Below are 22,782 nucleotides of genomic sequence, written 5' to 3'. Positions count from 1 at the left end.
TCGGACGTCTCTGGGACCGGCCTCCTCTGCCCTGTCCCGCTCATGTTCGGATATTGCGCACAGACGCCGAAAAGTCGGCACTCAGCGCGCGAAAGCCGTTATTCGGCGGCTTGCGCCATGCCTGCCATTTGATCGGAGGCGGCCTTGATGGCCTTCACAATATTCTGGTAGCCGGTGCAGCGGCAGATGTTGCCTTCTAGCTCGTGGCGAATGGTTGCTTCGTCCAGATTGCCCGCGCCATGACGGTTGATCATATCCAATGCGGACATGATCATGCCCGGGGTGCAGAAACCACATTGCAAACCGTGATGTTCACGGAACGCGGCCTGAACCGGGTGCAACTCTCCACCATTTGCGACACCTTCGAGGGTCGTCACTTCGCTGCCATCAGCTTGAACAGCCAACACGGTGCAGGATTTTACAGCTTTGCCGTCCACATGAACGACGCACGCGCCGCATTGGGATGTGTCGCAGCCAACGTGTGTGCCGGTCAGGCCCTGTTGCTCCCGAATAAAGGAAACAAGCAGCGTGCGATCTTCCACCGCACCGCTGACACGCTTGCCATTCACGACCATAGATACTTGAGACATAAATCCTCCTCTCCCAAGGTCTGGCAGTTCCAACTCTGCCTTGTATGCCTACATTTATGTTACGCTTAGAATTGTAGAATTTTCAAACTCTTCAACTCATAACAGCCAAAATAACGATGATTGCGCCGAGAGCGATCAGCCCCCAAACCATCGGTCCGCCCAAAGCGCCACGTTCTGCAGCTTGTTCGACTTGTTCCTCCACCTTGTGAACGGCTTCTTCAGCAGCATGTTCTGCAGACTGCAAAGCGCTTGCTGCTGCTTCCGGTGCGTCCTCAATTGCGATGCGCTTGGCCTCTTCTGCAACGCCCGCATCAAGATCTTCGCCTGCAGATGCTCCTCCCACCGTTTCAGAGAACTTTCCAAAAAACTCGTCGGCCATTTTCTTGGCGGTGGAATCTATCAAACGGCTGCCCAGCTGGGCCAGTTTTCCGCCGACCTGCGCCTTGGCCGTATAGGTCAAAACCGTCTCAGCGCCCTCTTCTGCGAGCGAGACATCTGCAGACCCCTTGGCAAAACCGGCGACACCGCCTTTGCCCTCACCGACGATTGTGTAGCTTTCCGGCGCGTTGATGTTTTCCAGTGTCACAGCGCCTTTGAACTTGGCCTTGACCGGTCCAATCTTCGACGTGACAGCAGCAGTCATTTCCGTCGGGCTGGTCATCTCAAGAGATTCACACCCGGGAATGCACGCTTTCAATACCTCGGGGTCATTCAGCGCGTCCCAGACCTTTTCCCGTGGAGCCGGGATCCGGTAGGTGCCCTCCATGTCCATATCAAAACCCTCCTCTGCGAGCCCAATTCATGCGGCACGCTTATTTCATTTGCATAACAGGTAAGAACAGCACTGCCACTCTGTACACTGTACTTTTGGACGGGATGTCCATCTTTGCATTTTTTTCGGCCTCAGGTTACAAAATTAGAGAGGCGCGGCAAACTGCGACATAAGCAGCGGCCTGCGTTTTGGGAGGAAAAAATGCAGCCTATTGGCGGCATGCGGTTTGGGTGCGGTGTGCTTTCCTTGGCCACCGACCGGCTGGACGATGCAAAATTCTGGACCGATTTATCGGCTGCTTATGCGTCCGATCGATATGGCTATGCTCTCGTTTTTTTCTCTCAAACCCATTTTACTCCACAAAACATTCGCGATGGGATGGCCAATGCCGCACCGTCGTTGAACTATGCAGCGTGCTCCACCGCAGGTGAAATCGGCGGCGCTGAAGTAACCTTTGGTGGCCTTATTGCGATTCTCTTTCCGAAAGGTGATTTCTCTTTCTCGGCGGTTCGGATTCAGGACCTGAAGAATATCGGTTTTGACCGAATTGTGAGCCGGGTAACCGAAGAGAAGAAGCGTTTTCTCGCTGAAGACGACATTGACGAGGACAATCGCGTGTCCCCCACTTCAAATGTCTTCGCGATTAGTTTGATCGACGGGCTATCAGTGGCCGAGGAGACGGTGACAGCCGCGCTTCACTGGGCTCTTGATGATGTACCGTTGCTCGGTGGATCTGCTGGAGACGATATGCGGTTTTCTGAAACCTCATTGATTCTCAATGGGGATATCAGCAGCGACTGTGCAATCGTGATTATGGGGCGGACCAGCGTTCCGTTCCGCATTTTTAAAACCGACAATTTCGTGCCAACGGACCGAAAGCTTGTCGTCACGCGATCAGATCCTGAGAAGCGGATCATCTATGAGTTCAATGCCGCTGAAGCGGCGAGCGAATATGCCCGTGTGATCGGCATGCCGCCCGGCGAATTGTCACCCATGAGCTTCGCGTCCCATCCACTGGTGGTGCGGGTTGGAGGGGAATATTACTGCCGCTCCGTGCAAAAAGTGAACGCCGACGGCTCTCTGTCTTTCTTCTGCGCCATTGATGACGGCATCGTTCTTACTGTGGCGGAGCCGGAAGGAATGACCGCCACGACACGTGCTGCCTTTGACACCGTTCGCAATGATCTTGGCGACATTGATTTCATTCTCGGCTTCGATTGCGTGCTTCGGCGCATTGACGCGCAAAACAGGCAGGCCACCCAACGCATTCAGAGCCTTTACAGGGAAAACAACGTCATTGGTTTCAACACCTATGGCGAACAGTATCACTCCATGCACCTGAACCAGACCTTCACTGGCATTGCGTTTGGAGTTGCAGACGACGCCGGAGGGCCTCATGAGTCTGGCTGAAGTTGACGATGTTGATCGCCTGAAACGGATCAATGATGCCTTGGTCAATCGGGTGGAGCTTGCCATTGACCAGCAACGCAATGCCTTCTCCCTGTTCCAAACGGCTATATCGCTTGAAGGACAGGTTCGGCGCAGAACCGATGAGCTGACCACCACGCTGCATTCGCTTGAAGAAGCAAACAGCGAGTTGGCACGGCAAAAAGAAATATCCGAGCGCGCCAACCAATCCAAAACCCGCTTTCTTGCCGCTGCGAGCCACGACATTCTCCAGCCCTTGAATGCGGCTCAGCTCACCATTTCGTCGCTTTACGACCTTCAGGAAAGCGATGCAGCCCGTTCCATGGTCGAGCAAGTTGAACGCTCACTCGACACCATGAATGAGTTGCTGCGCACCTTGCTGGATATTTCGCGGCTGGATGCGGGCGTGACCAAACCCAACTTTGCCTCTGTGTCTTTGGCGCAGTTGATTGAAAGCGTGTTGTCTGATCTGCGTCCAATTGCCGAACGCAAGGGCCTCAAACTGCGGACTGCCATCTCGGACAGCTACATTTACACTGACCGGTCCATGCTCCGGCGCGCGCTGCAGAACCTCATCTCCAATGCCATTCGCTACACTGATGAAGGCGGAGTGTTGATTGGAACGCGAAAGGTTGGAAAAGACCTCGCCCTAGAAGTGGTAGATACCGGATGCGGCATTCCTGAGGACCAGCTCGAAACCATCTTCGAAGAGTTTCACCGGGGCAGCCACGGGAAAGCGACCGCTAGCACTCAGGAATGCGCCTTGGGCTTGGGGCTTTCGATTGTCCGCCGCCTTGTTGACACTCTCGATCACACCCTTTCGCTCACCTCGGTTCCAGGACGAGGCAGCGCCTTTCGCATTCAGGTACCAATCGCAGAATTTGCCCCCAGCCCCACTCAACGCCAAACCAAACGCCGACCAACGCCTATGCTGAGGGATGGATCTCTCTCGGGGAAAAAGGTGCTTGTGATCGAAAACGATCCGGCTGTGATTGATGCGATGGCCTTGCTTATGGGGAACTGGGAAGTGGATGCCCGAATTGCACCGAGCAAGCAAACCGCTTTACAGGCGCTTTCAGATACAAACTGGTGCCCAGACCTGATTATTGCAGACCACCATCTGGACGATGGTGATTTGGGAACGGAAACACTTGCCGATCTGAGAAACTATTTGCCAAGGCCTGTTCCAGCCATTTTGGCAACGGCAGATACGTCCAAGCGTGTTCAGGCTCGCGTCGACGAGCTAGGCGTTGAGTATATGCCGAAACCGGTCAAGCCAGCACAGCTGCGGGCCTTGATGAACCACCTGATTCAAAACAAAACTAGTTAGCCTTGGGCGCGTCATCCGGCGCCTCACCTAACACCGGTTCGATAGCCCCAAGGGCTTCCAATTTGCTGATTTCAATGACGGCCTGCGTCCGGCTGAACACATTGAGTTTGCGCAGAATTTCCGACACATGGGCCTTCACGGTGGTTTCTCCAACACTCAGTTCAAACGCAATCTGTTTGTTGAGAAGGCCGTCACAAATCATCTTCAACACTTTCATCTGCTGAGGTGTCAGACTCGCGACCCGCTGGATCATTTCCTGCGTCTTGTCATCCAAGGCAGTTTGGGCATCATCCATATCTTCGGGAACATAGACTGCCCCGCTCATGACATGCTGAATTGCATCTGCAAGAGCCGCTTTTTTTGAAGACTTGGGCACAAATCCAGCCGCGCCATAGGCCAAGACCTGAGAGACAATGCGCGGATCGTCATTGCCTGAAACAACCACAACAGGCAGCCGCGGAAAGTGTGTTCTCAAATGCAAAAGGCCCTCCATGCCCCGAACACCGGGAATTGAAAGGTCCAAAAGCGCCAGATCATAACCACTGTCTTTGGCGAGATACCCGCAGGCCTCATCCAGTGATGCAGCGTCTTGAGTGTTCGAGTCGGGATAAGCCAGTTCTACAGCGCTGTGCAACGCCTCACGAAACAGCGGATGATCGTCTATAATCAGGAACTTAGCCATCACGGTGGTCTCAGCGAACATGGACTTTAGCCTTCAAGTATAGATTGAGCTCTCCGGCGGAACCAACCCCTCAATCAAAAGTCCTGCCGAGGGAAACCACCGGCCGAAATGTTGGCCGGTGGCATTTTGTTGCGATCAGTTGGCCGAGGCCAGCTGCTTTGGCAGTTTGAAGACCCAGATTGAACCACCCTGATTCAGGTAGTTGACCTTCTTGGCAACTTCGCCGCCCCACAGCGGAACCGCACCGCCCCAGCCGGATGCAACAGCAATATACTGCTCCCCATCCATTTCCCAGGTGATTGGTTGGCCAACAATGCCGGACCCAGTCAGGAACTTCCAGAGTTCTTCACCCGTATCAGCGTCGAACGCTTTCAGGTGACCCTCTGGTGTCCCGGTAAAGACCAGCCCGCCAGCAGTCGTCATCACACCAGCCCAAAGCGGAGCGTTGTTTTTGTACTCCCACTTAACTTCACCCGTGTTCGGATCGATAGCTTTCAAAGATCCAATGTGGTCTTCAAAGATCGGCTTGATGGTGAAACCCGAACCGAGATATGCAGCACCCTTTTTGTAGGTGACCGGCTCATTCCAGATGTCCATCCCCCACTCATTGGAAGGCACGTAGAACAGACCCGTGTCCGGGCTGTGCGCCATTGGCATCCAGTTCTTGCCGCCAAGAAAGGACGGAATTGCGAAGACAACTTCACCTTTCTTGCCTTCAACAGCCTTGCTTGGGTCGCCTGGGCGGTTTTCTTCGATGAAGATCGGGCGGCCATTTTCGTCAATGCCCTCGGCCCATGAGATATCGCTTACGAATGGCCAAGCATTGACGAAATTACCGTCTTCACGGTTAAGCACGTAGAAGAAGCCGTTGCGGTCTGCTGTTGCATAGCGCTTGTTACCATCGGCATCGACGAAGGGAACGACCTCGTTCACACCGTCAAAGTCCCACCCTTCGCGAGGTGTGGTCTGGTAATGCCACTTGATTTCACCGTTCGACGGATCGATGCCAATCCGAGATGCGGCGTAAAGGTTGTCGCCTTCTGTACCTTCCGGATTGCCGGCTGCACGCAACCAGCTGTTCCACGGTGCCGGGTTACCTGCACCAAAGACAAGCGTGTCTGTGTCCTTGTCGTATGTGCCGCCGAGCCAAGTCGCACCGCCACCTGTTTTCCAAAGGTCACCCGGCCAGGTCGCATTCAGCGTCCCGGTCATGGTACTTTCTTCGCCGTTCAGCGTGCCCATGTGACCTTCAATTACAGGGCGGGTCCAGACGAGTTCACCGGTTTCGGCATCGCGGGCCTGAACCTCACCGACAATCCCGAATTCGCCGCCGGAATTGCCTGTTACCACGAGGCCATTCACGATGACCGGAGCAGCTGTATAGGAGTATCCCGCTTTATAGTCCGCGATCTTCTTGCGCCAAACTACATCGCCTGTTTTTGCATCGAGTGCGACGATTCTGGCGTCCAGCGTACCGAAGTAGACTTTATCTCCGTAAATTGCTGCACCACGGTTGATCACATCACAGCACGGCAGAATGCCTTCCGGCAAACGGGCATCATACTGCCAGATTTCCTCTCCGGTCCGCACGTCAATGGCATACATACGTGAGTACGAGCCTGTGACATACATAGTTCGCGCTGAAAAACCCCTTAACTGATTGAAGAGTATGGATACCCATTGGGTTTTGGATGTGTGAATATGCCGGTTAGTTGATCCGAAGCACGCATTTTCTGGCATATTCTCATGAGACCTTCAAAACGCAACAAACGGTGTGGCGATCTGTTCAAGGAACGCCTGGCCGCAATCATCGATATGAACCATTCGTTGGTGCGGCTGTCTGGTCTGATGCCTTGGGATGAATTTGATGCGGAGTTCGGCAGGCATTATCGCCCCTTGGGACGACCGGCCAAACCAACGCGTCTGATGGCCGGGCTGCACTTTCTCAAGCACATGTACGATCTTTCCGATGAAGAGACGGTTGAGCGTTGGGTTGAAAACCCCTACTGGCAGTCTTTCTGCGGTTTTGAGTTTTTCCAGCACCAATTCCCCATTGATCCCTCAACCATGACCCGCTGGCGCAAACGGATTGGTCCTGAGGGAATGGAAAAGCTTCTTTCTGCTACGGTAGGTGTTGCGATTGAGAGCGGGACGATCAAGAAGAGCAGCCTTGAGCGGGTCTTGGTTGATACGACCGTTCAACCCAAAGCCATTGCCCATCCCACCGATAGCCGTCTTTATCACAAGGCCTTGCAGCTTCTGGTGCGCCAGGCCAAGAGGGCCGGCATCATCTTGCGTCGCAGCCATACCAGAGTTGCCAAAAAGGCGGCCTTGATGGCGGGCCGTTATGCCCATGCCAAACAGTTCAAGCGGATGCGCCGGGAACTCAAAAAGCTGAAGACCTATCTGGGCCGGGTCTATCGCGACATCTCCCGCAAGATCGCAGGCAACGAAGGTCTTGAGCACCGGTTCTCCCGTCTGCTGGGACTGGTGGAGCGGCTTCTGGCCCAGACCCCCAAGGACAAAAACAAGATTTATTCCATGCATGCGCCGGAAGTGGCCTGTATTGCCAAGGGCAAGGCGCGAACACCTTACGAGTTCGGGGCCAAGGTTGGCATTGCCACGACCAATCGGGAAGGATTGGTTCTTGCGGCGAGGGCTTTTGAGGGCAATCCCTATGATGGGCACACCTTGAATGACACCATCAGTCAGGCTGAGAAAGTCTGCGGCACCAAAGCTGAGCGTGTCTATGTGGACCGTGGCTATCGGGGGCATGATTATGAGGGCGACGCCAAGGTCATGATCTCCGGCCAGAAGCGCGGGCTGACGGCACAGATGAAGCGTGAGCTGAAACGACGATCAGCGATCGAGGCCACCATCGGCCACATGAAAACAGATGGACGACTTGACCGGAACTTCCTCAATGGCAAAAATGGCGATGCCATCAACGCCCTGCTGGCCGCAGCCGGTCATAACCTGCGTCTGATCCTCAATGCACTGATCATTTTGCTGCTCTGGATCACAAACCCCATCCCCAAACCGGTCAAATCGAATATTTGCGTATTGCTTCGGCCACGCGCAACATCAATGGCTTAGACGTTGTTCAGGGCGGACTACATAATGCCATCATGGATAAGAGGCTGGCTTTCCTGACCACGCTGTTTTTCACCACCAAATGAAAAGGCCCAAGCCGGGACAACATTTTTCACGTTGTCTTTGTTGATGATTTTCAATGGGGAGTAACGTTGCTGATGGCGACCCATGCCATTTGTCAGCACATCGCCCGTTGTGGCCGCGTCGTTGGCGAGGTCCTCTTCGGTCACCCCGGCTGCTTGCGCGCCCGTTGTCGCCAACAGTCCGACTGCGGCGACAGCCAAATATTTCTTCATCCTGCATCCTCCCAGGTTATGTGCACAAACAGGCGCCTCTCCTCCGGGCACCTCAACACATGCAGACGTATTCCGCTGCGGAAGAATAGGAGAAAGGTGGATGAGTGAGAATTGCACCAAAGTGCATACTGGATAATAAAACTCGGCCTTTTACGGTTTTTCTTTATTCAACTACTAGCGAGACGGGCAAAACCTTTTCAAATTCTCGCTTGGAATCACGCCAGCCGTCAACACCTTCAGGAAACCAATAAACAGTTGTATATCCGAGAGATTCTATGCGCTGGGCCGCGTTCCAGCTCATCCAGCAGTCGGCCATGCAAAAGACCAGAACCGGATGATCTTTGTTTCCGTTTGTTAATTGAGTGACATTGGATGCAAGGTAGCGATCCATCTCTTCATCCAAAACGCCGCGCCCCACTTCCGGCAACCAAACGGCACCCGGCAAACTGTCTCGCGGACCTTGCACCAACCATGTTCCTTCAAGCTCGTCATACCTGGAGATCAGCGCACCAGACACATCAATCGGCAACGCCCCTTTCCCGATGAGATTGGCCGCCCTTTCCGTGGACACCGGAACAACATTGCCTGGAATATCTTCCGGTGTCGGTGCCCGATGCCTTGATATGCGAAAACCGGTTTCAGGATGAAAAAGATCCGGTCTTCGCTCCTGAACAGAACGGTAGGATTCTGCCAGCGCAGGTTCATGCGCCCCCCAAAGGCTAAACAAGACCACCACAGACAAAACTCGGTTCAACCAAATCAATTCTCAATACTCCCCGAAACCCGACCGAAAGTCTTACTTCACGTTACCTGAGCCACTGCTAATCTAAATTCAAATATAATTGGGAGGAAATCATGCTTGCGTTACGGAAACTCGCGCTTGCCGCTATAGGGCTCGCGTTGTCAGCCGGATTGGTTCAGGCAGACCAGCCGGTCCTCAAGGCCGCCGTTTTGAAGATCGGAACCGTGAACTGGGAGCTTGATACGATCAAGCATTATGGTCTCGATACCGAAAATGGCTTCCAGCTTGAAGTAACGGGGATGGCTGGCAACCCAGCCACAAGAATCGCATTTCAGGGCGGTGAAGCAGATATTGTGGTCGCTGACTGGCTCTGGGTTGTGCGCCAACGGGCTGAAGGCAAGGACTACCGCTTTATTCCTTATTCCAAGGCCGTGGGTGGCCTTGTTGTCCCGAAAACAAGCAATGCGGAAACACTGCAAGACCTGAAGGGGCAAAAAATCGGTATTGCCGGAGGCCCGGTTGATAAAAGCTGGCTGATCCTGCGCGCCTATGCCGAACAAGAATATGGCATGGATCTGGCCGCAGAAACCGAGCAGGTCTTTGGCGCCCCGCCGCTGATCTTTAAGGGCGGGCTGTCAGGAGAAACCGCTGGAGCAATCAATTTTTGGCATTTCCTTGCGAAGATGAAATCAGCAGGAATGCGCGAACTGATTTCTGTATCAGATGCTGCCAATGCGCTTGGGCTGGATCCTGAAACACCGCTTCTTGGCTATGTGATCCACGGAGAGCTTGCAGAGAATAATCCGGAACTGGTGCAGGGTCTCATGCGCGCGTCCCGCTCGGCGAAGGGTCTTTTGAAGAGTGACCCTGCTGCATTCGAGCGTGTGCGTCCGCTTATGCGGGCCAAATCCGACAATCAGTTTCAGGCACTGAAGGATGGATTTATCGCAGGCATTCCTTCTGAAGGTCCCGTCAATGAAGAGCAGGCAGCCAAAATGCTGGAACTGATGGCCCGGCTTGGCAGTGAAAAGCTGCTCGGCTCCGTAACCACCCTTCCGGAGGGCCTGTTTGTCGCGCCTCAAAGCTAAAGACACTTCAGTCCGGCTCATTTCACTTGCTTTGCTGCTCTTGGGATGGGCTGGTTTGGCGTTTCTTATAGATGATACCCAAGTTTTGCCCGGCCCGATTGTCGTTGCCGGATTGATAGCGAGCGAAGCAGTCAACGGCCCGTTGTTTCAGCATATGGGCGCAACACTCTTGCGCGTTTTGGCCGCTTTTACGCTTGCGATGTCGTATGGGTTGGTTTTCGGACTTGTTATGGGTCGGGCCAAAAAAGTTGACCGATGGCTTGATCCCTGGCTTGTTATTTTCCTGAACCTACCTGCCCTTGTCACCATTGTCCTTTGTTATCTCTGGATAGGTTTGACTGAAGTTGCAGCGGTCCTCGCGGTTGCCATCAACAAGATCCCGATGGTTACAACCATGATCCGTGAAGGCGCACGGGCGCTTGATCCTGAACTGGATGACATGGCCCAGATTTACCGCATGCCATTGGGGGCACGCGCCCGCCATGTTCTCCTGCCGCAATTGTCGCCACAGATCGCCGCGAGTGCCCGAACCGGCACCGCCTTGATCTGGAAGATTGTTCTGGTGGTTGAGTTCCTCGGACGCTCCAATGGGATTGGTTTTCAAATCCACCTTTATTTTCAACTGTTCGATGTGCCGATGGTGCTGGCCTATTCGCTCGCCTTTGTGATGGTCATGCTGTTGATCGAACTTGTGATTCTGCAGCCTTGGGAAGTGCGTGCCAACCGCTGGAGGCGCGGATGATTTCCGTTGATCTCAAGTCCAAGTCCTTTGGTTCAGTGCAGATTCTGGGCGAGATCAAATTGTCTGTCAGTGCGGGAGAATGCGTTGCGCTGCTTGGCCCTTCGGGCATTGGCAAAACAACACTCCTGCGCATCATGTCCGGGCTTGATTCCGATTTCGCCGGCCACCTGACAAAGCCCAACCGCATAGCCATGGTGTTTCAGGAACCCACTCTCCTGAATTGGCGAACTGTTTTACAGAACCTCACGCTTGTCACCGGGATTTCAACGGACAAAGCCCGCAATGCCCTGAGTGAAGTCGGTCTTGCAGGAAAAGAGGCGCTTTATCCGCTGCAATTGTCCCTCGGCCAACGCCGAAGACTATCACTGGCGCGTGCTTTTGTGACCGACCCGGACTTCCTAATAATGGACGAGCCGTTTGTTTCGCTCGATGCAGAACGGATCGAAGAAATGATGGAACTCACCCAGAAGCTCTTGAACAAACGGAAGATTGCCAGCTTGTTCGTTACTCACTCACAAGAGGAAGCAAGCATGCTCGCAACGCGCATCCAGCATCTCAGGGGCTCTCCAGCTACTCTCGCATAAATTGGCCTTACAGCGCTCCAGATTGCGCGAAAAGAAAGCCTCGCCGTTCATTCATAATATGCCAGTTGCGCTGGGGTTCGATCAGCAGGCTCTTGAAGACAGTAAGGTTTTTCGGTTCGTCTGCAATAAGGAGGTGACCGTTCATGGCCAGAGCATTCAAGAATTTTGTCAAAACAGGCCCGCGCCGTTCTTTTGGTAGCATGTGAAGGGTGCGATCAACCAGCAAGATATCGTAGCTACCAATTGGCCCGTAACCTTCTAGGTCCGCCACGTGTCCGGAAATAGGCAGGGCCTCTTGTCTGGCTGTTGCAAGCAATTGCGAAATTCCATTTGACGAGGTATCGATACCCGTCACTTTGTGACCTAGCCGCGCGATAAAGATCGCATCACGCCCTTGCCCATACCCAAGATCAAGAACCTGTTTAGGCGGTCCCTCCAAACCCTCGAAAAATTCAACAAAATCCTGTGTAGGTTTTCCTAGCCCTTCTGGGGTTTCTGCGTAGAAGGCATCGTAATCAAATAGCATACAATGCTCCTAATAAATCCGCTGGAACTTCCACTCGTCGGCATCGGGTGTCACAGAGCGCCAATCATAGTCGCTGTCCTTTAGGTCGCGGGCAACGTCCAGTCCCTGTTCCGCAGAGCGATCAATGAAGGATTTTCCTAAAGCCTCATCCTGCGCAACGCCATATCCGCGCAAGAGATCAAGGCCGTAGTTGAACTCACCAATCGAGTCTCCCGCCTCAGCCGCCTTCCGGTCCCACTCGGCAGCCTGTTCCGGATTTTCCGCATCACCCAGACCGTTTTGGTCCATAAAGGCCATCCAGGTCATTGTCCCGGTCCAGCCCTTTTCTCCGCAGGTCTTGAACAGCTTGCGGGCGTCTTCATGGCTGCCCTTTTTGGTCATCAGATACCCTTGGGCACAGACAACCATATCAACATCCCCTTCCAGCGCACGCTGAAGGGATTTGTTCAAGGTCATTTCGTCGGGGTTCAAGGTGCCACCAGGATCGATGTCTTCCGCCGACGCGCTGCTCATACCAGACAGCAACAGCAGGATGGATCCTGCAAGTTTTACTGCGTGTGTCATTCCCAGCACCTCCTCAGGCCCGACACTTTCTTAAATTTGTTCCGATCATGCCTTCTTGCGGATCATACCACGTGCGGGGTCATAGCCCCACAAACTGCCAGCTAAAAAGACCAGAAACGCTAAGTTTACCCAACCCAGAGCTTCAAAATTAAGTTGGCCGTAAAGAGCGAAACGAATGAGTTCAACAGCATGCGAAAACGGATTGAAGGCACAAATATCACGCAGCAGGACAGACGCTTCCGCCATTTTCCAAAGCGGGTAAAGCGCGGTGGACATGAAGAACATTGGAAAGATCACGAAATTCATGACGCCAGCAAAGTTCTCAAGCTCCTTGATGGTGGAAGACAAGAGAAGACCCAAAGCGCCCAGCATCAACCCGCTGATGAGCAGCGCTGGAAAGGCCAGCAAGTACCCTTCCCACGGAAAATCGATGCCAACGACAAGTCCGGCAATTGCCAAAAACGCATAGACTTGAATGATGGAAATCAGCGTGCTTGCGACCAGTTTGGAGAACAACAACCACCAACGCGGCATGGGACTGGTGAGCATCAAACGCATCGATCCCATCTCCCGGTCATAGACAAGACTGAGAGAAGACTGCATGCCTGAAAACAGCTGCACCATGCCACATAAGCCGGGCACGATATAAACTTCATACGTGATGTACGTTTGGTAAGGCGGCATGATCGACAGGCCGAGCGCAGCCCGCAACCCTGCAGCAAAAACGATGAGCCAGACAAGCGGGCGCACGAGAGCCGCCAGAAATCGGCTGCGGTGGGACACAAAGCGCAAAGCTTCGCGCTGGATTACCGCAAGAAGACAAATCAATGCGCCACTCATGCAGCTGCCTCACTGCTTGAGGTCAATGCAAGAAATCTATCGCCTAACGTTTGATCGCCTGCGATTTTTCCTGCAATTCCATCTGCAACTATTTCACCGCGATGCAGGACCACCAACCGATCTTCTGACCTGATTTCGTCGACGAGGTGCGTCGCCCATAAAACGGTGAGGCCGGTATCCTGCACCAGATCATGCACATGATCGGTGATGGACTTTCGAGTTGCCGCGTCAAGTCCGACCGTTGGTTCATCAAGCAAGAGCACAGATGGCTCGTGCAGCAAGGATCGAGCGATTTCCATCCGCCGGCGATGCCCGCCGTTGAGCGCCTTGGCTTTTTCACCCGCACGCTCTGCCATTCCGAGACGCTCAAGGGCGGCGTCAATTCTCTTGTTGGCATCGCGCCCGGAAATCCCGTGAAGCGCGGCAAAATACTTCAGATTTCGCCGGACTGTCAGGTCCATGTCAAAAGTTGGCTGTTGGAACACGACACCCAACTTTGCAAGCGCTTGCCGAGGATTGTTTTTAAGCTGGATGCCCGCAATGTCCACGTCACCAGATTGTGGAATAAAGAGACGCGTCAGCAATGCGAACAAGGTAGATTTGCCAGCCCCGTTCGGCCCAAGCAAAGCGCAAAAAGCCCCGCTTTCAACCTCGAAACTGACATCGTTCAAAGCAGTCTTTTTGCCGTAGCCATGAACGATATGTGAGACCTTGATACCAGCATTCACGCTGCGCGCCCCCTCCTCTTTTTCCGTATCCTATCCCGACACTTGCCCAAGGGCACTTAGTTTGTTGGTCGGTATGCTGCACCCCAAGGAAAGCGCCCGACCTTGATGGATTTGACGGCAGCAAGTTCTTCAACATCGATCACCGTCACGTCGCCAGAAACACCATTCGTGGTGAAAAGCAGGCTCTCGTCTCCATTAAACGCCATGTGCCAGACACGCCGTCCAACCAAAATATAGTCAAGGACTTCAAAGGTCTTCTGGTCCACCACAGCAACATGGTTTGAAGGACCGAGAGCGACAAACACATATTTCCCGTTGCGGGTCATTTCAAATCCAACCGGCTGCACGCGATCCTGATGAACACCCTGGATTTCGAAGGTCAGTTTTGCCTTCTCGCTTTGCGTTGCCACATCAAAAATTGTGATCGTTCCGCCGATTTCCGAACTCACCCATAGCTCAGAGCCATCATGCGTGAATTCGGCGTGGCGGGGCCTTTGATCAACAAGCGTGTTGGCAAATAGCTGCTGCGTGGATGTATCGATCCAATGCGCCATGTTTGTCGTTTCAGACGTTGTGATGGCGATCTTGCCATCGGGCGAGACAGCCATACCTTCCGGCTCAATCCCGACGTCAATCTGGGCGACCACCTTGCGAGTTTGGGTATCCACCACGGTGGTGATCGCGTCGTCCTCATTGGCGATGTAAAGATGGCGGTTGTCGGGGTGCAGGACGAATTGCTCAGGGTCTTCGCCAGACGGCAATTCATTCAGAATTTTCCCGGTATCCGGATCGATCACCTGAACCGTGTCACTGTCCGATGCGCACACATACAGAACGGAGTGATCAATTGCGAATGTGATCCCCCGTGGGCGCTCCCCCACCTCAATCGTGCGGGTAACTTCCATCGTCTCGATATCGATGACGCTGACCGTGTCGTCCTTTTCGTTTGACACCCAGATCTCATCTGCAGAGGCGGACGAAAGGGTTACTGCAGATATGGCTGCAGCCAAAAGCAAAGATGTACGCATAAGTTTACCCTTCAAAGGCTGTGCATTTGGATTCTGGCTGATCGATTCCCAGAGAATCCATTTCGTTACGTTCGTGCAAAAAACCCTCCATTGGTGCCATGGCGACCAAAGCGCGTGGATGGGTGATTGGAATTGGTTGGCGCAGCTGCCCGTTCCAGCTCCGGAAGGTCAAAGGGCGCCCTTTGAAACCGGCAAGCTCGAACTTTTCGGAGAACATATAATCGCGCACGATTTTCACATCTGATGTGTTGGTCCGTGTGACAGCTTCTCCAATGGCCCGGACAGCCGCCCATGCAGCAAAATCTTTCGGCCTCATGTCCCGTTCTGAAGCTTCACTAAACCGGCTTTGCAGTTGCGCTGCCCCCCATTGCTCGACCGTTCGATCCCAGGCTGAAGGAACCAGTCCTTCGGTTCCAGCAACGGGACGCGGCAGCCATGTGTTGTACGCGACATACCGTCCAAAATCGCCAGGCTCATCCGCGATCACCACCAAATGGTGGTCACCGAAATTTTGCGTAAAAAGCGGGACTTCCTGCGCCGCATTGCGGCGCATGTCTGCATCAAACTCCCAGATCTTTTTCGCCAATATCCTGATGCCGAATTTGCGCGCGGAGTTTTCGAGCGACAGGGCATAGGCAAGGTCACCGGGATGCCCGCCAGTCAGCAACACCCAGACGATCCATTTCTTTTTGACCGAAAACTGCGCCAACGCATCCGTTAGCATGCTTCTCGAAGGCAGAGTGTGCAAAAGGTTTGCCCGGCACGCCTCGTCCCGCAAGCGATTGTCTGCACTGCCAACGTTGAACAACAGCGCGTCTTTTGCCTCTGGCAGGTCTGCGAGTTTTAGAAGGTCGTCCATCGGGGCGTTGACCACGATGTACGGGGTGTGCTGCAGCATGTCGCGCGCGGCATTTAAAAACGCGTCCGTATTGTCGGACACCTGAACCGTCAGGTCATAGGTTTGCTTTAGGAAACGGCCTGTTGTCGCATTGTCGGCAAGGCCGACCTTAGCCCCAGCCAAGCCATCATCCTCCGGAATGGGATCGAGGTTGGATAGCACTGGTGGCGGCGGGACATGTTTTTCGAGATAGCCAATTGTTGTCTTCACCTCGGCACTGGCCGTCCCAAGCGTTGTCAACATTGCTACCATTAACAAAAAGGGCAATGACTTGCGCATGAATTTCACCCCTCCCAAGGCGGATCAGACATCGCAACATCTTGTTGTATTTACGGGTTTGACTGTAACCACGCCTCCTTTCGTTACGCAATGCGCCTGCCTTTGTCCCTTGGTACAATAGCATAGTGCGAATTCTTCCGATTATTTTCAAACGAGAACTCGGGAGGAGAGTATCAATGCTTTCACGCAATGCTGTGCTGTGCACACTTGTGGCATCCGCCGCTGCGTCATTTTTGGTCTTCACACAGACAGAGACTGTTAGAGCACATGGAGATGTAGCGCCACAGGCCGTTGATACGGCTGGTTTGCCGGAACTCGGTGACGAATGGCTGGCTGAAAATCCGTGGCGTGACCCGGAGAATGAATTCTGGTCAACTGCCGTTGAGGTCGGTGCATCCGGTTACAATCAGAACTGCGCACGGTGTCACGGACTGGAAGCCATTTCTGGTGGCCTTGCCCCGGACCTGAGATATCTGGAAGCCGATGACTACGGCGACGAGTGGTATCTGGAACGGTATCAAAACGGCTACACCCAGAACGGCATCACCAAGATGCCAGCCTTTGGCGAACTGCTTGGACAAGAGGCTGCCTGGGCCATCCGAACCTATATTGAAACCCGCCCGGATGACGGCGCGCTGGACGAAAAAGCTGATCGTTTGAAGGAAATTCGCGATCAAATAACCGCACTCAGCACAGCTGGTACGTCAGCTAGCGATGCAGAGGCAGAAGTAGCTGCCTTGCGGACTGAAATGACCGCAATAGCAGATGCAGTTGAGACGGGATCGGGCGCTCCTAGGGCGGACTCCGTCGCATCTCGTGCAGTTGCTGTGCTTGATGGGGCTGATGGTAGTCTCAAGAAGGCAATCGATGTGTTGACAATCGGACTTTCGGCGGCCGAATAATGCGTAGGGTCTCACAAGCGTTTGCAGTTGTTATTTGTCTTCTCATGGCCATCGGTGCCTTCGAAGACACGGCAACTTGGGCTCAAAACTGTGAGAGCATTAAATCCGGTCTCAATGCAGACCGGAAACCTCAAAATGTCGGGCGCGACATTGTCGGGCGGAGCCTCGACGATATTCTGGATCGCGGATTTATCAAGATAGCAGTCTATGAAGACTTCCCGCCCTTCTCCTATCGAGAGAAGGGCGTTCTCAAGGGCGTTGACATTGATGTCGGTCGGCTCATCGCCGAGGACTTGGGGGTCGAGGCCCGTTTTATTCCGACCGCCGCTGACGAGAATGTCGACGGAGATCTGAGAAACAATGTGTGGCGCGGCAAGTTGATTGGCGGCCAGATCGCCAATGTGATGTTGCACATTCCCTATGACCGGGAACTGGGGTGTCGCAATGAACAGGTTGTCCTGAATGGCCAGTATTACAACGAGCAAATGGCCATCGCCTATCGACCGAAAGACTATCCTGAAGACCCGCCGGTCGCGGCCTATTTCCGCTTTGATACTGTTGGCGTGGAAAATGACACATTGGCGGACTTCTATTTGAGCAATTTCGCTGGTGGTCAAATGCTCAAAAACATCCATCGTTTCAAAACCCATGAAGAGGCGATGAGCGCTCTGGCTGCTGGGGAGGTTATGGCGGTGATGGGGCCTCTTTCACAGTTGGAGCATAGTTTGGGTGAAGAGACTGCGGTTCACACCCCGCCGTTTCCCGGATTGGCGAAATCGAGCTGGACACTTGGGTTGGCCGTTCGGCACAATTGGAGACCGCTTTCCTACAGCGTAGACGATGCCATTCGCTATGCCGTTCAGGACGGACGGATGGAAGCAATCTTCAAGGCCCACGGCCTGACATATACAAAGCCAGATTGGTAGGCATGATCATGCGGTTAACTGTCGGTTTTTTATCAGCTTTTCTTGCCACGCAAGCCGTGGCTCTGGACGATCCGAAAGTACCGTTGGATGACCCGCTAAAATCCGGAATGTGGTCCTATCATCAGATCAACATTCTTGGTGATCCTGCAAAAATCCGGTTCGATGATCGCGTGGTGGTGAAAGCACCGGCTGTGGCTGAAGACAGCTTCAACGTGCCCGTGCTGGTCGATGCCACTGCTCTCGAAGATGTGACACAGATGGTTTTTCTGGTCGACTACGGACCGATCCCGAAAATCCTGACCTATTGGCCTGAACAATCGGAGCCAAAGATATCCTTCCGCTTCAAGATTGATCAGGCAACGCCGGTGCGGGCCGCCGTTCAAACTTCCGATGGCATGTGGCACGTCGGTTCAACGGTGATAGATGCAGCGGGGGGCGGATGCACGGCCCCAGCCGTTGCCTATGCTGCAGATGATTGGGAAGAACATCTCGGCAAGGTTCATGGTCAAGTCTGGCCCGAGAACGGACGTTTGCGCATGATTGTCGACCACCCGATGGATACAGGCTTGGCAGATGGAATACCGATCTTCATCATCGAGGATCTCACTGTTTCCACCCCTGGCGCAAAGTCTCCCCTTGCCCGTTTGCGGCTTTATGAACCCGTCAACGAAGACCCGGCCTTCACGCTATATTTCGACAAGGCTACGCTTGGCACCGAAATATCAGTCACCGGCCGGGACAACAACGGCAACGAAATTGACGCCATCATTCGTGCGGCGGCCAGCCAATGACACATATCACCAGACGTGCGGTGCTTGGTGCGGCAGTCGGAACAGCGGCATCTGGACTTGCCCCACGTACTGTATTTGCAAACCCAACAAGCTATGAACTGAAACCCTTCTCTGTTGCTGACGGCATCTGGATGATTGAGGGGTCCAGAGACTATTTCTCTCGCGAGAATGGCGGCGCAATCGTCAATTGTGCGCTGATAGATACCGACATCGGCATTTTGATCGTGGACAGCGGCCCCTCAAAAAAATATGGCGAAGCTCTGCTTGATGTCGCTCGGGGACTGAATGGTCGCGGCGCAGCCGGGGTCATGATCACCCACCACCACCCGGATCATTTTTTGGGCAATCAGGTTTTTGCGGACAACCTAATTTATGCCCTGCCTGAAACTCGAGCGCTTGCCGCCTCAGAGGGTGATGGCTTCGCTGACAACATGTATCGGCTGCTTGGCGACTGGATGCGTGGAACCGAACCGCTTCCGCCAAACAAAGACATCACAAGCAGCTTTTTGACAATCGGCGGTCGAAAACTCAAGACACTGCCGCTGGCAGGACACACTGGCGCTGACCTGGCAATTCTGGATGAGAAAACCGGAACCCTGATCGCAGGAGATCTGGCCTTTCTAGACCGCGCCCCGACAACACCCCATGCCGATTTGGCCATGTGGCGCGACGCGTTGACTGATATGAGCCAACAACAATCATCGTCCATCATTCCAGGACATGGTCCGATTGATCGTACAGGCACTTCCTTGACCCAAACACGCGCTTATCTGGATTGGCTGGAAGCAACCCTGAAGCGATCAGCCGGCGAGGGTCTGGATATGGTCGAGATCATGGACCTTCCCATTCCAGAAGAGTTTTCCGGAATGGGATCCATGCCTCAGGAGTTTTACCGCTCAGTTGCGCACCTTTACCCGGACATTGAACGAACTGTGATGCCGCTGAGCCAGTAACGGGGTTGCCTGTTTGAGTTAGGCCCCTGGCACTTTCAACGCCTGAAAATCAATCATCACGTTGTCACGGAAAGCCGGAAGCTCGCAAAGCGCCGCGTAATACGCATCAAGTGCCGGTAGATCTGCGCGCTCAAACTCCATCTCATAGTATCTATAGAGCAATGACCCGATCTGATAATCAGCAAGGTTTGGCTCGTTTCCACCCAAAAGTGGCGATTTTGGCAAGTCGGCAATGATCGCCATCGCACTTTTCAGATTGGCTTCTGCAGTTTTGATAGCAAAGTGATTGCGGCTGTCGGCCGGAGTGCGGAACAATTGCCAGAAAATCACCGGCAACAAATGGGGGTAAATGTGCGAACGGCACATGTCTCCCCAGCGCTCAACTTGAGCCGCAGCCATCGGGTCTTGTGGATGGTTGCCATATTGGCGCAGGACGTACCGAAGGATCGTGCCGCTTTCGGAGAGAGAGTTTTCACCGTCCACCAACACCGGCACCAGCCCGAGAGGGTTCATGGCCCGATATTCAGCCGTGTCAGTCCCTCCAAAGGCGCCGCCCACATCGAGCCGTTGGAACTGCATTCCGAGTTCAGTCAAACACCAGGTTATGGGTTGGACGTTGATGGACGTGATCCGGCCGTGAACGATCAGCATATTTTAAGCCCCTTTGGTTGTTTCAACCACACCGCAGCTCCGGGCGGAACGCACAAAAATGTGATGATAGGTCTTGCGTGAAAACGAAATGCGCATGGTCTCAATGAGAGGTGCTTGCATCCATACAGAACCCGTTTTGCAGAAACAGCGGTAGGTTACTACCAGGAACCGGGCGGGAATAAAGATAACCCTGCAAATAGGTGCAATTTAAATCGCGAAGGATATTTCTCTGCGCGACTGTCTCAACGCCTTCGGCTGTTACTTCCAGGCCAAGTGCTTGTGCAACCGCGACAATTGACCGGACAACGGCGAGCGCATCTTCATCCTGATCCATGTGCATTATGAAGGCTCGATCGACCTTGATACCGTCGACTGGTAGCTTGCGAAGATAGGAAAATGATGAATAGCCAGTGCCAAAGTCGTCAATAACCACTCTACCGCCATTCTCCTGTATCCAAGTCAGAAAGGAAATGGTTTCCGGGTCGTTGTTGACGAAAATTCCCTCCGTAACCTCGAACGTGATTTGGCTCATTTGCATGCCCGTCACATCCAGTGCCCGCTCAACATCATTATATATGCGCGATGATTGAACCTGCTTCGGTGACAAATTCAGATTGAGGTGCATGTCATTTGAGCGAAATGGCATGTTCATGAATTCGGCCGTGGCGTTCTGGATCATCCAGCCCCCCACATCGATAATCATGCCGCTTGCTTCAGCTGCCTCAATCATCCTTTGTGTATTGAGAAAATCGCCTCCAGATGTCCGAAATCGCATAAGAGCCTCGCAGGAATGGATTTCTTCGGTGTCCGCATGCAGGATCGGCTGATAATGCAGAAGAAATTTGGTTTTTCCGGCTGTGCCGGTGAGAAGAGACGTCAACCGCAGGCGCTCAAAAGCGCTTTCTTGCATCACTGGCGTAAAGACCGAATAGTTGCCAATGCCGCGCTGCCGCAGATCATTCAATGCAATTGAAGCATATCGGGTGAGTTGTTCGGGGTCATTTCCATGATCACCTGAATTGGCAATTCCCATTCGCATTCGGATATTGAACACGCTGTCGCCAACAGCAATCGGCTCATCAAACAGAGCCTCCAACGTATCGACGAGATCCGGTAACGCCTTCGGATTTACCAGATCCATCAGCAGCAGAAATTCATCCACCTCTTTCCGTGCGATAACAAAGGCCGTAGGGAACCCGCTTTTGAGGCGCATGCCCACCTTTTTCAGAAAGTCACCTCCCTGCTCTGCTCCAATACCGTTTTCAATCATGCGGTACCGTTGAATGTCCAGCAGAACAACAGTCATCTGTCGGCCTGTCGAGGCCAGACGGCGAAATCTCTCAATAAAGCCGGTGTAACTGTTCAGACCTGTAACCCGGTCTTCAAAAGCGAGACGTTGAATGTGTTCCGAGAGTGCCGTTTTTTCGTATCCGAGGCTCGCATTAACCACGAAAAGTCCCAACACCTCTTCGCCCAGGAGGCGCTCAAGAGCAGCATAAGGAAGCCCAACGAATATAGCCGCTTTGAGCCCTGTTTGGGCTTTCAGGGCGAGACATGTGCCGAAAGGCTGCAACTGGTTCTCACCAGAGCTGATACACTTGAAAATCGGATCGCGGATTTCATCGGCATTGATAGCATCAAGCGTTCGGCCAACATAGCTCATGTAGACGCCGCCAGCGGCAAGAACCCGGATTGTATCCGGCCTTAGATCGGAAAGGTCTGCGTCTTTGTCAGCGGCGCAAACCAAGCCTTCTGGAGCAACTCCGATCAAACTTGCGATCTGACCCAAGAGCGCTGTTCCGAACTGAGATAGATCGTCTTTTTCGACAAGCTCATAAAAATGGGAATTGAGTTTCTTCAGGTTTTTTCGGTTTGTCTCAAGTGACGTGAGAAGCTTGTAGCCACGCAACGCTGTAATGATGGCGGCAATGAGCTTTGTGCGCGTGAGTTCTGCCTTTTCCTTGTAGCCATCGATTTGATAGCGCTCAATTACATCCATGCGCGGCGCATAACCGGGTTGGCCTGTTCTCAGAACGAGCCGAATGAGCGGATTGTTCAGCTGCTCTCGGATCCACTCCACCAAATCCAGTCCCGCCGTGTGGGTTTCCATCACCACATCAATCAGGGCAACGGCAATATCACCATTTCGCGACAGAATGTCCTTCGCCTCCTCTGCCGAATAGGCGTGGTAAAGACGCAGCATCCGGTTTTCCGGACGGCAACCGGCCAGGGCGATACGCGTTGTTTCGTGCACGTCCTCATCGTCATCCACGACCAGCACTTTCCACGGCTGGAGCGTTGTTGTTTTAGATCGCTGATCTGATTTAACGAGAAAATCCATAGGAACGC

General features: G+C 53.5%; 24 protein-coding genes. 10 read left to right on the top strand and 14 right to left on the bottom strand.

The features are described from left to right. Nucleotides 1-98 precede the first annotated feature (98 nt). A complete protein-coding gene (locus TRICHSKD4_RS03525) occupies nucleotides 99-590 on the bottom strand; it encodes a (2Fe-2S)-binding protein (RefSeq protein WP_040616135.1) in 492 nt (163 codons plus the stop codon). 91 nt (nucleotides 591-681) lie between these two features. Further along, a complete protein-coding gene (locus TRICHSKD4_RS03520; protein WP_009466035.1) occupies nucleotides 682-1,362 on the bottom strand; it encodes a carbon monoxide dehydrogenase subunit G in 681 nt (226 codons plus the stop codon). Nucleotides 1,363-1,563: 201 nt separating this feature from the next. Between TRICHSKD4_RS03520 and TRICHSKD4_RS03515 the strand changes: the two genes are divergently transcribed. Both TRICHSKD4_RS03515 and TRICHSKD4_RS03510 read left to right on the top strand, forming a co-directional pair. Then, nucleotides 1,564-2,772 (top strand): FIST N-terminal domain-containing protein, encoded by a 1,209-nt coding sequence (locus TRICHSKD4_RS03515; RefSeq protein WP_009466034.1) that lies wholly within the window; start codon nucleotides 1,564-1,566, stop codon nucleotides 2,770-2,772. Continuing rightward, nucleotides 2,759-4,120 (top strand): hybrid sensor histidine kinase/response regulator, encoded by a 1,362-nt coding sequence (locus TRICHSKD4_RS03510; protein ID WP_009466033.1) that lies wholly within the window; start codon nucleotides 2,759-2,761, stop codon nucleotides 4,118-4,120. The genes TRICHSKD4_RS03515 and TRICHSKD4_RS03510 overlap by 14 nt, the downstream gene beginning before the upstream one ends. Here TRICHSKD4_RS03510 and TRICHSKD4_RS03505 read toward each other — a convergent pair. Beyond that, nucleotides 4,113-4,823 carry a response regulator transcription factor gene (locus tag TRICHSKD4_RS03505; RefSeq protein WP_009466032.1) on the bottom strand — a complete coding sequence of 237 codons (711 nt, stop codon included), beginning with the start codon at nucleotides 4,821-4,823 and terminating at the stop codon, nucleotides 4,113-4,115. The genes TRICHSKD4_RS03510 and TRICHSKD4_RS03505 overlap by 8 nt on opposite strands. A 114-nt stretch (nucleotides 4,824-4,937) precedes the next feature. Next, on the bottom strand, nucleotides 4,938-6,542 hold the full coding sequence (locus TRICHSKD4_RS03500; protein WP_009466031.1) for a PQQ-dependent methanol/ethanol family dehydrogenase: 1,605 nt from the start codon (nucleotides 6,540-6,542) through the stop codon (nucleotides 4,938-4,940). Between the two features lie 6 nt (nucleotides 6,543-6,548). On the opposite strand from TRICHSKD4_RS03500, the gene TRICHSKD4_RS03495 reads away from it, so the two are divergent. Next, nucleotides 6,549-7,898 carry an IS5 family transposase gene (locus tag TRICHSKD4_RS03495; RefSeq protein ID WP_009465529.1) on the top strand — a complete coding sequence of 450 codons (1,350 nt, stop codon included), beginning with the start codon at nucleotides 6,549-6,551 and terminating at the stop codon, nucleotides 7,896-7,898. Between the two features lie 17 nt (nucleotides 7,899-7,915). On the opposite strand, the gene TRICHSKD4_RS03490 is transcribed toward TRICHSKD4_RS03495, so the two are convergent. Both TRICHSKD4_RS03490 and TRICHSKD4_RS03485 read right to left on the bottom strand, forming a co-directional pair. After that, nucleotides 7,916-8,191 carry a quinoprotein ethanol dehydrogenase gene (locus TRICHSKD4_RS03490; RefSeq protein WP_009466030.1) on the bottom strand — a complete coding sequence of 92 codons (276 nt, stop codon included), beginning with the start codon at nucleotides 8,189-8,191 and terminating at the stop codon, nucleotides 7,916-7,918. 163 nt (nucleotides 8,192-8,354) lie between these two features. After that, a complete protein-coding gene (locus tag TRICHSKD4_RS03485; RefSeq protein ID WP_208992986.1) occupies nucleotides 8,355-8,954 on the bottom strand; it encodes a rhodanese-like domain-containing protein in 600 nt (199 codons plus the stop codon). 92 nt (nucleotides 8,955-9,046) lie between these two features. On the opposite strand from TRICHSKD4_RS03485, the gene TRICHSKD4_RS03480 reads away from it, so the two are divergent. From TRICHSKD4_RS03480 to TRICHSKD4_RS03470, 3 genes are read left to right on the top strand one after another with little or no spacing between them, the layout of a single operon-like run. Next, nucleotides 9,047-10,021, top strand: coding sequence for an ABC transporter substrate-binding protein (locus TRICHSKD4_RS03480; protein ID WP_009466028.1), 975 nt, complete (start codon nucleotides 9,047-9,049; stop codon nucleotides 10,019-10,021). Next, nucleotides 10,002-10,763: an ABC transporter permease gene (locus tag TRICHSKD4_RS03475; RefSeq protein ID WP_009466027.1), complete on the top strand. Its 762-nt coding sequence runs from the start codon at nucleotides 10,002-10,004 to the stop codon at nucleotides 10,761-10,763. The genes TRICHSKD4_RS03480 and TRICHSKD4_RS03475 overlap by 20 nt, the downstream gene beginning before the upstream one ends. Then, complete coding sequence (locus TRICHSKD4_RS03470) at nucleotides 10,760-11,347, top strand: ABC transporter ATP-binding protein (RefSeq protein ID WP_009466026.1); 588 nt, start codon at nucleotides 10,760-10,762, stop codon at nucleotides 11,345-11,347. Before TRICHSKD4_RS03475 ends, TRICHSKD4_RS03470 begins: the two co-directional genes overlap by 4 nt. 7 nt (nucleotides 11,348-11,354) lie before the next feature. On the opposite strand, the gene TRICHSKD4_RS27895 is transcribed toward TRICHSKD4_RS03470, so the two are convergent. The 6 genes from TRICHSKD4_RS27895 to TRICHSKD4_RS03440 are packed head-to-tail and all read right to left on the bottom strand — an operon-like array spanning nucleotide 11,355 to nucleotide 16,210. Next, a complete protein-coding gene (locus tag TRICHSKD4_RS27895) occupies nucleotides 11,355-11,873 on the bottom strand; it encodes a bifunctional 2-polyprenyl-6-hydroxyphenol methylase/3-demethylubiquinol 3-O-methyltransferase UbiG (RefSeq protein ID WP_009466025.1) in 519 nt (172 codons plus the stop codon). Nucleotides 11,874-11,882: 9 nt separating this feature from the next. Then, complete coding sequence (locus TRICHSKD4_RS03460) at nucleotides 11,883-12,437, bottom strand: tetratricopeptide repeat protein (protein ID WP_009466024.1); 555 nt, start codon at nucleotides 12,435-12,437, stop codon at nucleotides 11,883-11,885. A 45-nt stretch (nucleotides 12,438-12,482) separates the two neighbouring features. After that, on the bottom strand, nucleotides 12,483-13,277 hold the full coding sequence (locus tag TRICHSKD4_RS03455; RefSeq protein ID WP_009466023.1) for an ABC transporter permease: 795 nt from the start codon (nucleotides 13,275-13,277) through the stop codon (nucleotides 12,483-12,485). Then, nucleotides 13,274-14,005, bottom strand: coding sequence for an ABC transporter ATP-binding protein (locus tag TRICHSKD4_RS03450; protein ID WP_009466022.1), 732 nt, complete (start codon nucleotides 14,003-14,005; stop codon nucleotides 13,274-13,276). The genes TRICHSKD4_RS03455 and TRICHSKD4_RS03450 overlap by 4 nt, the downstream gene beginning before the upstream one ends. 56 nt (nucleotides 14,006-14,061) lie before the next feature. Then, nucleotides 14,062-15,033 carry a YVTN family beta-propeller repeat protein gene (locus TRICHSKD4_RS03445; RefSeq protein WP_009466021.1) on the bottom strand — a complete coding sequence of 324 codons (972 nt, stop codon included), beginning with the start codon at nucleotides 15,031-15,033 and terminating at the stop codon, nucleotides 14,062-14,064. A 4-nt stretch (nucleotides 15,034-15,037) separates the two neighbouring features. Next, nucleotides 15,038-16,210: an ABC transporter substrate-binding protein gene (locus tag TRICHSKD4_RS03440; RefSeq protein WP_009466020.1), complete on the bottom strand. Its 1,173-nt coding sequence runs from the start codon at nucleotides 16,208-16,210 to the stop codon at nucleotides 15,038-15,040. A 176-nt stretch (nucleotides 16,211-16,386) separates the two neighbouring features. Between TRICHSKD4_RS03440 and pedF the strand changes: the two genes are divergently transcribed. The 4 genes from pedF to TRICHSKD4_RS03420 are packed head-to-tail and all read left to right on the top strand — an operon-like array spanning nucleotide 16,387 to nucleotide 19,782. Then, nucleotides 16,387-17,112, top strand: a complete 726-nt coding sequence (pedF, locus tag TRICHSKD4_RS03435) for a cytochrome c-550 PedF (protein WP_009466019.1) — start codon at nucleotides 16,387-16,389, stop codon at nucleotides 17,110-17,112. Next, entirely contained in the window at nucleotides 17,112-18,038 is a 927-nt protein-coding gene (locus TRICHSKD4_RS03430) for an ABC transporter substrate-binding protein (protein ID WP_208992985.1), read from the top strand. Before pedF ends, TRICHSKD4_RS03430 begins: the two co-directional genes overlap by 1 nt. A gap of 8 nt (nucleotides 18,039-18,046) precedes the next feature. Further along, nucleotides 18,047-18,829, top strand: coding sequence for a quinoprotein dehydrogenase-associated SoxYZ-like carrier (locus TRICHSKD4_RS03425; protein WP_139051964.1), 783 nt, complete (start codon nucleotides 18,047-18,049; stop codon nucleotides 18,827-18,829). Beyond that, complete coding sequence (locus tag TRICHSKD4_RS03420; protein ID WP_009466016.1) at nucleotides 18,826-19,782, top strand: quinoprotein relay system zinc metallohydrolase 1; 957 nt, start codon at nucleotides 18,826-18,828, stop codon at nucleotides 19,780-19,782. Before TRICHSKD4_RS03425 ends, TRICHSKD4_RS03420 begins: the two co-directional genes overlap by 4 nt. Nucleotides 19,783-19,800: 18 nt before the next feature. Here the strand turns inward: TRICHSKD4_RS03420 and TRICHSKD4_RS03415 are convergent, their stop codons facing one another. Both TRICHSKD4_RS03415 and TRICHSKD4_RS03410 read right to left on the bottom strand, forming a co-directional pair. Further along, nucleotides 19,801-20,433, bottom strand: a complete 633-nt coding sequence (locus TRICHSKD4_RS03415) for a glutathione S-transferase family protein (protein WP_009466015.1) — start codon at nucleotides 20,431-20,433, stop codon at nucleotides 19,801-19,803. 100 nt (nucleotides 20,434-20,533) lie between these two features. Further along, nucleotides 20,534-22,774, bottom strand: a complete 2,241-nt coding sequence (locus tag TRICHSKD4_RS03410; protein ID WP_009466013.1) for an EAL domain-containing protein — start codon at nucleotides 22,772-22,774, stop codon at nucleotides 20,534-20,536. Nucleotides 22,775-22,782: the final 8 nt, after the last annotated feature.

This window comes from Roseibium sp. TrichSKD4 (assembly GCF_000148725.1).
Classification (GTDB): Bacteria; Pseudomonadota; Alphaproteobacteria; order Rhizobiales; family Stappiaceae; genus Roseibium.
This window is presented reverse-complemented; position numbering and strand designations above follow the sequence as displayed.